This window comes from Micromonospora sp. WMMD1155, from assembly GCF_029581275.1.
Taxonomy (GTDB): Bacteria; Actinomycetota; Actinomycetes; order Mycobacteriales; family Micromonosporaceae; genus Micromonospora.
In genome coordinates, this window is record NZ_CP120742.1 from 7254339 (window position 1) to 7264980 (window position 10642).

Genomic DNA, 10642 nt, shown 5'->3' on the forward strand with positions numbered 1-10642 from the left:
CGCGATCGCTCTACAAGATGTCGCCGAACAGGCCCAGCCCCGCCCAGAACCACGGGTCGTCCCGGCGGGCCCGTTCCGCACGTACCGCGTCGGAGAACGCGACTGCCACGTGCGCGACTCGCCGTTCCGCCAGGTTGCGGTGAAAACGCGAGCCGATCCGCGGGGCACTACGGTCCGGCACCGGCCAGCGGGCCGCGATCACCGATCGGGCGCCGCGCCGCAGCGCGACGGTCACCCATTCCAGCGGCACGGCCGGCGCGCTGCCCTCCGCGGTCCGGCAGGCACCGAGGTTGACCACTGGCGGCAGCGGCCACTCCAGCAGTTCGGGCAGGACCAGGGGCCGGTCCGGTGGGTCCAGGATGGGCACACCACCGCGGATCGTGGCGCGTGCGGCGACGGTCAGCACGTCGGCCGACTCCGTCTCCAGCTTGTAGCCGACGGTTGGAACCGAGCAGTTCCTCGGGCGGCTCGGCCGGTCCGGCGGTGAACGTCTCCACCATGCGCATGTTTGTGCTCGTCATATCGATCAGCCGATTTAGGCATGGCTCAACCCGTTCGGCGAAGCCACAGGCGAAGAAGGGGTCTCCGATGGGCGGATCGGAGGCCACGCCCGGGGGTCAGAGGAGGTCGGTGTGCCACGTCCGGGTGCGGACGAGGTGCCGATATCCGACCCATTCCTGGGCGATGCGGCGTCCCTCGACCAGAAGCCGGGCGGCTGCGTCATGGTGTTCCTCGGGAAGCCAGCCGACCAGCGACCTGGCGCGGCCCTCTTCCACGGCGTTGTCACCGGCCCGCCAGCTTCGGCCCGTCGCGAAGAGTTCCGCGTAGAGCCGCACCGCGGGGCGCACCTGCGGCAGGCCCGCGGCGCACGCCGTACGCTGGGCGGAGTCCGGGATGCGCAGTCCGGAGAGGTCCACGTCGCCGAAGTAGCGGATCCGGCGGATTTCGTGGTTGTCGGCGATCGACCGGACGGATGCCATGAAGCTCGCCCCCAGACCCCAGGCGACGTGTCCCACGTTGTGGCTTGCGGGCAGGGCCTTCACGATCGACCACCATGTCGCGCTGTTCTCCACCACGAGCAGCAGGTCACCGTCGCCGACGTGGGTCCAATGGTTTGCCGCTACCTTGGTCAGTACGCGTTTGCTCAGCAGCGGGGGTGGGGTCGCGACGGCATGCAACAGTCGAAGAAGCCGCTCCTGGTCACCGAAGAGGGGCCCATCGCGCATGCCGTCCAGCGCCTTCTCGGGCGAGGGGAAGCCTTCCTCATCACCGGAGGCGCTGAAGATTTCCAGAGCCCGTTCCCGCAGCGGGACCAGGGTGGTGTCGGGATTGCTCAGCAGCCAACGGTTGATCGCCTCGTACCGGACGCGCTGCTTGTCCGTGGCCGTCGGCCAGGCATCCTCCAGGTCGTACATCTGCGGGTGCCATCGCGGCATCGGCGGCACAATCCTCCGCGTCTTCGGCGCTACGGGCACGAGCTTAACCTTCTGGGGCAGCGCGATTCTCTCGGAGTCGGTGGCCCGCACCGGCACGATCTGCGCTCGCTCGGCCAGGACGGACAGGCTCGCGCGGAGCATCGCCGTGGCGGCATCATCGCCCTCTCTGCGCTGGTAGACCGCATGGAAGCACCGACGCACCTCGTCAATGGGCACCTCCTTGAGCGTGGTGCCGCGCCACCGTTTCGCGGTGGCCCATTCTCTGAGCTTGTCGTATAGGGCTTCCGCTAGCTGGTCAGTACGCTTCGCCACGGCGCCGCTCCGGGATGACGATTCTCGTGGTGGTAACGACGCCGGTGCCGTTGGGCGACGCGAGCGCCTCCAGATGCGGCGCTATCCGTTCGTCCACGGAGAGATACTTGCGCCCGGCGCGCAGGTCCGCGTCGTTGCGCAGCCGGACGATCATCGGAAAGCCGCCCAAGGCTTCCTCCTCGTAGAGACCGGTGGTGTAGACGAGCTGGACGCCAAGGGCAGCCGCCACCCCGCGTTGGAGGTCGAGCAGGTAGGTGGCGGATGCGCGGCCGATGGGATTGTCCAGGAACAGCACGCCGGAGTGGTGGTGTCGGGTCTTCCCCAGATCGTTCGCGCGTAGCGCGGCCAGCGTGCAGTAGAGGATGATCGCGGCGGTGAGGTGCTGTCCGCCGGAGAACACGTCACGCACGTCGGAGATCCGGACCCGTTCGGCACGCAGCACCGCGTCCGGCTTAAGCATCGTAACCTTGAAGCCTTTGGGTACGGCGGCTCGGACCGCCCGCAGCACGACGCCGAGTCCGTCGCGCTTCTCGGTCGCCGTGTAGCGCTCCACGGCGTCGTCGAGGACCATGCCCAGTTGGTGGGCGAGCAGGTCTCCATCGACGGCTGAGCAGCCGATGCGCAAGAACTCGAGTCCGGTCCAGTCACCGAGCCCTTCGGGGAGCTTCGACAGCCGTTGCGCCGTGCGCAGCCTACGCAGTGCGCCGTCCACGATGGCCTTGAGCCGTTCGAGGATGATGGTGCGGTGCCGGTCGACCTGTGCCAGGTCGTCAGAGAGCGACCGCAGGCGCGGCCCCAGTTGCCGAGCCCATTCAGCGGCGTAACCTGCCAACGCCGAGATGGTCACCTCGGCGATCAGGGTGCGGATCGGAATGGCGAGGCTCGCGAATCTCGCCTCTGCGGCGAACTGGTGGAGTCCCTCCGCATGCTCGTGCAGCGCACGCTGAGCCTCCGAGGCAGCCTTCTGATTCTTGACGGCGATACGCTGTAGTTCCCGGTAGCGATTGCTGGCGGAAGCGGCGTCTCCGTGGAAAGGCTCGGCTCCGGAGGCACTTGACGGGGACTGATCGTCGTGCGCCGTACGGTGCGTGTCGGCAATGGTCTCGAACGATTCGATGACGATCCTGGCCCGCTGCACTTCGGTGCGAACTCTGTCGAGTTCGCCGGCCCGGATCTTGTGGGTGTTCTTCGCCACTGCAAGGGTCGCGGCGGCTTCGGCAGTCAGCCATTCCCCGTGCGCGACGTCGCGTGGCCGGGCCGACTGGTCGAGGATTACCGACGGTTTCGGGAGCTGCCGCAGACGCTCTTCGAGCATTGCCGTCTCGCCGAGGGCCCGCCGGTGCTCCTGGTTGGCGGCCTGGAGACGGCTGTCGGCATGGGCGGCCGCGGCGGCTCGCGACGCGGCATCGGCCCCGTCCGTGGACTCCAGCAGCAGCCGGGCAGTGTCGCGGACCTCGACAGTTACCTCCTTCCAGCGCAGGAGCGTCTCGTGGGCCGTGCTCTCGGCCTGTTTCAGCTCCTTGAGCTGGTCGTCGCCGACCTCTGCCTTGTCGTAGACGCGCTGTGCTGCGCGCAGCACGTCCCGGAGCATGGCGACGGGCTGTGTGGGGAGCGGATCACTACGGTCGACCGTGGTTCCCTCCGGGAGGTTGTCGATCTCCTCGCGGGTTCTCGCCGCCAGTGCGCGATGGTCGTCGGCTCTGCGTTGACGGTATTCGATGTTATCGCGTAGCCGGTCGAGGTCACCGGCAAGCCGTGCCGCCCGTTCCTCCCCGGCTCCGGCTTCGACCCGGGCCTGTCCCGCGTCGCGCTTCCAGATTTCTGCCTCGCGTCCGCGGGAAGCGAGTTCGGTGAGGCCGCGGGATCGCTCCTTGATCGCGTCGAGCGCTCCGCGCATGCCTACGAGCGCATTCTTCAAGCTGTCGCGCGCCTTGACCGCGTCGCCGAGCAACCGATCCCGGTCCTTAACATGGGTGGCTGCCTCCCGCAGAGCGGCCTCGGCCGAGGCGGCCGCCTCCGCGAGGCCGGCCATGGCGCCGGGCGGGTACTCTCGGCGCCATTCCGCCAGCCTGGCCGCGAGCGCCCGGTCCGCGCCGTACGCGGCATCCAGTTCGCACAGCCGAGCCTTCCGAATCGCGTGCTCCTCGGCCATCCGCGTGTACTCCGCCTGTGCAGCCGTACGGTCGAACAGCCCCGCGCTGGGCGGGGCGACGAACCCGGCCGACGAGGGAATCGAGAGGTCGAACCGCGAGTCCACCACGACGTCGAACGACTGTGAAGTGGCGACGACGACGGTACCGGTCGGGTGGTAGCCGTGCGCAGCGATCACCTCTTGAGCGCGGGCCAAGTGCTCGGGCTTGTTGACCAGGACACCACCGGCCAGGTGCGGCAGCCGCCCGACGAGCTCGGCGCGTATCGACTCGTCGGTGCGGTCGGCCAGGTAGTCCCATCCGGTCCCGCAGGCGATTCCCTCCGACTCCAGCAGATCCCGGATGCGGGTGACCTCGTGGTGGGGCGGCAGCAACGCTTCAGGATCGTCCTCCCACACCAGCAAGGCGGGTTCGTCGCCCACGTTCGCCACCCGCAGGGCGGTGCGCTGCCCATCGATGTCGGCCTGAGACTGCGCGAGCTGGTCGAGCAGCGTCTCGGCGTCGTACTCCAGCAGGACGTCGTCGGTGTCAACCAGTTCGGCCAGACGTGGCTCCCGGGCAAGTGCCGCCGCAGCGGCCTCAGCACGCTTCAGCGCGGCCCGTACGGCGTTGTCGTGGCCCTGGGCGGCGATCCGGGCCTCGCGCGCCCGGGCCAGCTCCGTCTGGGCCTCCTCCACCTCGCCTTGGCGTACCTCCAGAAACTGCTCGTTCTCGACGAGAGCGGCCGCGTCGGCCCGGACGGTCTCGGCCAGCGACACCGCGTCCTGGGCGAGCGTGGCCGCCGACGTGATCACTTTCGCTCGGACGGCCTGCGTGATCTCGGCGTCCACGCCGGCGATACGGACTTCGAGCTGCGCCGCCCGAGCATTGGCCTGGGCGGTCTCCTCGATCGCGGCACGCCACATCCGGTCGGTGGCCCCCGCCGCGCTCCGCAATGTTATGAGTTCGGCGTCCTCCCGCCCCATTTCGTCAAGAGCCTCGTCCACGGTGACCAGGAGGGCGCGCCCCAGTTCGCGCGACCTCGCGTTGCGTGCGGACAACGCCGCCCGAGCGGCGTCCTGCCGCTGTCCCACTACCTCCCGGAGCGCGGCGGCGTGCCCGGCTGCCTTCTCCATGTCCATGAGGGTGCGCGTCGCCGCCCATCCGTGGACGACGCGCTCGGCGTGTGCCTTCGCCTCGGTCGACGCTTGCTCCATCACGCGGGCGGCGTCCAGCCGTAGGGTCGCGGTGTGGTGCATGAGGACGGCGTGGGAGTTCTCCGCGCCGCGGAGCGCACGTTCGGCGTCCGAGACGGCGTCGCCAAGCTCCCCGATGTGCTTCTCGCGCTGCTCGATCAGCCCGGTCTCATGGACCACCCGGGCGACCAGCCGGGCGACGAACCGGTCGAGGTCGGACGACGCCATGCTGGCCTCAGCGACGGCCCGCTCGGTGAGGGACCGCTGCCCCTCCAGCGGTCCGAGGCGCTCGATGGCCTCCTCGACGAACGAACGCTCCAACTCTAGGTCGACCCGGGTGGCCAGCTTGCGGGCGTGTCCGGCGATCGAGTCGGCGAGATCGGCAAGTTCCCCGGCCGGGAGCACCGCCTTGAGCAGGAAGTCGACGAACGCCTCGTCGGTGGTGAACGTGAACGCGTCGGCCGCCTCGCCCTCTCCGGCGTTCATGGCGCGCTGGTAGCGGAACAGCTCGGAATCCAGGCCGAGCTTGCCGAGCCACGCGGACCACTTCCCGTGCTTGTCTGCCCACTCCAGTTCGAGGGCAGGATCGTCGTCGGCGAGGTCGTCGAGCCGGGAACGGAACTCGGTGGCGACGAGATTATGGCCGCCGTCGGCGATCGGGAGTGTCGCGATACCCACGGTATCGTTGGGGCGCAGGCTATACCACAGGTCGACGAGGCTGTCCTCGCCAGACTGCGGACTGCGTCCGCGCCAGTCCGAGACCTTGCCGGTGAGCAGCAGGCGGCCGGTCCGGGTATGCATCCATTCCAGTACGACGTGCGCGACGTCGTGGCGGCCCACGAAATTCTCTAGCACCTTCGTGTTCGACGTACCAACCACCTGTCGTCGTCCGGGCAGCATCACCGAGAAGATCAGCTTGATCAGCACCGACTTCCCGCCACCGTTCTCCAGGAACAGGATCGAGGCGGGCGACGGCCGTCGCAGCTCCGGCTGGCCGAGCATCAACTGCTGCTCGGGTACGGGCTCGCCCGCGCCAGACAGGTCGATGGTGACGTCCTCGTAGCGTGCGCCGGGAGGGCCGACGGAGTACAGCCGCACTTTGGAAAGCTCATACATCGATTCCTCGCTTCAAATCTTCTCCGGCCGCTGCGACGTTCAGACCGCTGCCGCTCGTTGGAGGCACCACACCCAGGTCGAGCAGCTCGCGGAACGCGGCCTGCGACGCAAGCTGGCGGACGTGGATCTGGTAGCGGCTGGTGGTGCGGAAGACCTCGTCGGCCTCCTCGCCCACGGCTTGCAGCAACCCGCGGTCGGCGAGCCACCGGAGCGCGCGGCTCACCATGCCGCGCGTGCTGTCGCTGTTGCGCCGACTGTCCTTGGTGGACGCCACCTCGGGGCGCCGTAGGTAGGCGCGCCACGCGCGTTCCAACTCCGGTTCGTCGGCCGAGGGGTCGGTGTTGGAAAAGTCGCGGTTGGCCCGCTCGTCCAGCAGGCGGCAGGTCTCCCGCACCACCAGGTCCACCGACTCGACCGAGACACGCCCCACGTACTGGTCGTTTGCCAGGTCGTCTGCCCGTGGGAAGCTCAGCGCCGCGACGGCGAGGTGCGCGATGCCGTGCAGCACCTTCTCGGTGTCACGTCTCTCGCGGAGCTTCGCCTGGCGCGCATACTCGTCCATCCTAATCTCGAACGCCGAGCCGGGCTGGGCCGCCAGCACGATGCCGCTGCGCTTCGTGACATCGAGCACGGTCAGCCCGAGCCCGTCCGCTATCGCGTCGACCGAGGCCGCGAAGACCTCGTCCTGCTGGTAGCGGTGCACCAGCTCGCGGTAGGTCATATCACGGTCGGGCACCTGCTTGCCCCGCAGTCCCATGCCGACCAGCCGAGCCGCCTGCTCGGTGTCGGTGACGTCGGGTCGGTTCACGCGGGCTCCTTCGCTAGGGCGACGGGATCGTCGGTCGGTGCCTCCACCACGTCGGCGGTGGTGAGCAGCAGGTCGTCGCCGGCTACCCCAGCAAGCGACGAGTCGATGGGACAGCCAGCCGGAAGAGCGAGCAGCATCCGGCGATTGCCGCCCAGGGCCGCCGCGCCGATCCCCGGGCTGTACGCGTGGGCGGCGCGCAGCGCGACTAGCACCGGCAGGTCGTCGTCGAAGTCCGCAGCCTCGCGCAACAGCGAGCTGAGGTAACGAACCTCGTCGCTCAGGTCCAGCAAGGCCTCCGCCCTGTTCCGATGCTCGTCGGTAAACCTCCGGTCGTCCGGCACTTGGTCGACCCTGGGGACTACCACGGGGCCGGCCCTCGGATCGCGGTCGGCAATAGGACGCAGCAACATGGACACCAGGGACGACAGCGAAGGTGTGTCCGGGCTGTGCACGCCAGAGGCGGCCCGGAAGAACCGCTCCAGCGGAGTCACCGCATCGGAGACGGAGAGGCCGAGCACGGGCCTGAGGAGCTGGCCGTGCAGATCAAGCGCCGCCCGCTGCGGCGGACCGGAGAACTGCTGACGGTCCTGCTCCTCGCGGAACACCCCCCGTGCGGACTGAAGACGGCTCTGTAGCTGGGTGTGCCGTCGTATGCATTCCGTGACGATATCGACGAGTTCCGCGGCCCGGCGTTTGTGATCCGGGTCGTCCGACTCGTCGCGCGCCTCCGTGATGTTGCGCAGGATGGCGTGCTCGACCTTGAATCGTTCCTCGATGTGGTCCAACGCCCGGTCGAGCATGTCGGGCAGCTCGTGCTCCCAGTCCACCACGCGCACGTTGCGGCGGGTGGCCTCGAGCTTCTGGCGGAGCATCTCCCCGTACTGGACGGTGCGGTAGCGGGCCTGTTCGGCGGCCACCCTCGCGTCCGCCAGTCGGCCGCGGTTGATCAGATTGTTCAGCTTCACCTCAGTCGCCACCTGCGCGGACTCGACGTCGGTGTCGAGTGCGCCGACGAGCACGTTGATCGCCTCGTCGGTCGCGCGCAGATAGATCTCGCCGTGGATCCCCGGTACCTCGCGTACCAGCTTGAAGTCGAAGGTGTGCCGCTGGTAGTCGCCGTCGGCGTTGATCTCGCCGTAGACATGTCGGAACACGCGGTCAACCGTGCCGACGTTGATCAGCTTTTCGAGAACCCATCGGGCCACGCGCCGGTGCTCGTCGGACCCTCGATGAGATGCCTGAGAAGCCACGAACGGCGTAACGCGTTCCTCGACCGTCTCGTGAGCCGCCCCGGTGTCGAAGTCCATGGCGATGGTGACCTGGTCGATGATGTGCATCGCGATTTCGGCCATCTGGTACACCGAGGCGTCGATGCGCTCCAACTTGGCCTTGTGGTGATCCAGCTCGTGGAGCGGGACGGTGCAGGCGAGGGCCTTGAGCCGGCGGGTCAGCCCCAGGTCCGCGCTGGACGTGGGACCGATGCCGCGTCCCGGAACCCCTTTTGGCTCCGGTGCGGGCGTGGCCGGCACAGGCGGCAACCCGGGGGAAGCCGGCTTGTCCGCCCGGACGGGAAACGGAATGCCCAGCGCGGCCCGACAGCGGGCCGCCAGGTCCATGGCCTCGTCGAATCCTTCCTCCTCGGCAAGCCGGCACCAATCCAGCGCCTCGGCGTATCGCTTAGCGCGAACCAGCACGCCGGCAAGCAGGAGCAACGAGTCTCCGACGCCCTCCCGAGCCGCAACCGTGAGATGTCTTACGGCCTCGTCAAGATCTCCGCGTTGTTCCGCGTGCCTCCCTTCCGCCAGTGCCTGCTCTGCCTGGTCGAACAGCTCCATCTCCGCACGCGGCGGGCGGTGTCGATGCTGGGTTTCCAGCAGCTTCATCCAGCGTCGCACGCTGAGGTCGTCGTCAATCACTGGTGTCATCCCCCCGCACTACCTGAAGCCGGCCACGGGCACGGGCGAGGTTCGTGCGGACGCTGGATTCCCTGATATTGAGCGCTGCGGCGATTTCCTTGGTTCCCATGTCCGACTTCCACCAGAGTTCGATGATCTGACGCTGACGCGGCGGAAGGCGAGCCACGGCGTCCTCGAAGTCGAGGTACTGGGCCACAGCCTCGGAGGGATCCGACACGGCCTGTCGATCGTTCGTCAGCGGTGCCGTGGGAAGTCGCCGTCCTTCCCTGCGCAGCCGGTACAGCGTGTGCGCGATGACCCGGATGACCCAACCCACCGGCTGATCCATGGCCGAGACCGCAGACCACCGCATGTATGCCTCGATCAAGGCTTCTTGGGCAGCGTCCTCGCCCTGCTGGCGGTTGTCCGCGATTCGGCGAGCGTGGTCGAACAGGCGGTTACGGTGCTGGCGGAAGAAGTCCTCGTAGTCGAGTCGTGGCGCGGTTTCGTCAGGGACGACGTCATCCGCACCATCCTCACTCGTTGTCGGCACCGTCTTCCTCCTCCGCGATCCGCTGTCGGGAGTAGATGTGCTCTGGAGCCGCGATTCGCTGCACGGGATGCCGCAATCCACTCTCCAATCACCCGATCGGGTGACTAGACGTCCGCCACGGTGGTCACGTTCCCTGACGATTGGACGGGCGAGACGCACAGCCAGTCCGTCGGTCGCGGCTCGGTCAGTCGTTGAGCACAACCGCAGCGGCTCGAGCGCAACGAGACGGCCGGTGACGATCTCCCCGATACTGAACAGGCCGCTCAGCGTGTCGTTGGGGTTGGTGGTGACCGCCTCCCAGCCGACCTCGACCGCAGGGCCGGGCAACAGCCGCACGGTGACCGCGTCATCGGTTACGGCGGCCACCTCAGCCACAAACCACGTCACCGATCTGGTACGCCTCGTTGGCACCCGCAAGAGAGCGCTGGCGAGATCGGTGAACCGCGGCGCGGCACGCAGGTCCAGGCGTCGCGAGCACCGGTCGTAGCTGCCCGCAATCGACTGCCCCTCGACGAGCACCTGGTTCAGCGCCAGGCCGGGGACGGTCAGTTCCTCCTACACCGTCGCCACCGACATGTCGTCGAACACGACCAGCGCCCGCGACCCGATGATGCCCTGCGCCCGCCCATATCGCTGCTGCGTTCCTGGACGCGTGCGGGGCTCGACCAGTCCGGCTGCCATCGGCGCTTGCAGCGCATCGCTGATCAACTGGTCAGTGATGCGTTTGCGGTCGTGTAGCGAGCAGGCGAACCGCAGCCTGCTACGCCCAGGGTCAGAAACCCAGGCATGATCAACCGGGTACACACGACCCGCGCCGCCGTACACCTGGGTCATGCACGGCATCACCCGCGAGAACGCCCACGAGGCGTCGCTCGTGGGCATCAACACCACCTCAGCCAGGTCGCCGACCGCCTCCTCGATCTCGTCCGGATCACCGAACGGCTCGTCATACCCCGCGGGAATGGTCAGCACCACGACCGGCCACCGCCGCCCAAGCATCAACAAATGGTGCGCAAGCTCGCTGGCCTCGGCCTCCGAAGCGATGCGAAGTACCTTCGGTGGCGGCGCAGCAACGCCGGCTACCTCGCCGCTAGCCGATCGCTCCACAGGACCCGACCACCTCTCCACACAAGTCAAGTCCCACAAAGTCACCACGCGCGGGACTCGGCCCGCGGCGGCGATCGGGAAGCGGCGAGC

At 68.2% G+C, this 10642-nt stretch carries 7 protein-coding genes; all 7 read right to left on the reverse strand.

Annotated elements, in window-relative coordinates; translation table 11 throughout:
• Window positions 1-10: 10 nt before the first annotated feature.
• Entirely contained in the window at window positions 11-406 is a 396-nt protein-coding gene (locus O7617_RS33070) for a CHAT domain-containing protein (RefSeq protein ID WP_282260566.1), read from the reverse strand.
• Window positions 407-617: 211 nt separating this feature from the next.
• Window positions 618-1748, reverse strand: a complete 1131-nt coding sequence (locus tag O7617_RS33075) for a Wadjet anti-phage system protein JetD domain-containing protein (protein WP_282260568.1) — start codon at window positions 1746-1748, stop codon at window positions 618-620.
• Window positions 1732-6189, reverse strand: coding sequence for a hypothetical protein (locus O7617_RS33080; protein ID WP_282260570.1), 4458 nt, complete (start codon window positions 6187-6189; stop codon window positions 1732-1734). Before O7617_RS33080 ends, O7617_RS33075 begins: the two co-directional genes overlap by 17 nt.
• Window positions 6182-6997 (reverse strand): hypothetical protein, encoded by an 816-nt coding sequence (locus O7617_RS33085; RefSeq protein ID WP_282260572.1) that lies wholly within the window; start codon window positions 6995-6997, stop codon window positions 6182-6184. The genes O7617_RS33080 and O7617_RS33085 overlap by 8 nt, the downstream gene beginning before the upstream one ends.
• The gene (locus tag O7617_RS33090; RefSeq protein ID WP_282260573.1) at window positions 6994-8880 is read right to left on the reverse strand and encodes a hypothetical protein; all 1887 of its coding nucleotides are present in this window, start codon (window positions 8878-8880) and stop codon (window positions 6994-6996) included. The genes O7617_RS33085 and O7617_RS33090 overlap by 4 nt, the downstream gene beginning before the upstream one ends.
• 25 nt (window positions 8881-8905) lie before the next feature.
• A complete protein-coding gene (locus O7617_RS33095; protein WP_282260574.1) occupies window positions 8906-9964 on the reverse strand; it encodes a sigma-70 family RNA polymerase sigma factor in 1059 nt (352 codons plus the stop codon).
• 36 nt (window positions 9965-10000) lie between these two features.
• Window positions 10001-10420: a hypothetical protein gene (locus O7617_RS33100; RefSeq protein WP_282260575.1), complete on the reverse strand. Its 420-nt coding sequence runs from the start codon at window positions 10418-10420 to the stop codon at window positions 10001-10003.
• Window positions 10421-10642: the final 222 nt, after the last annotated feature.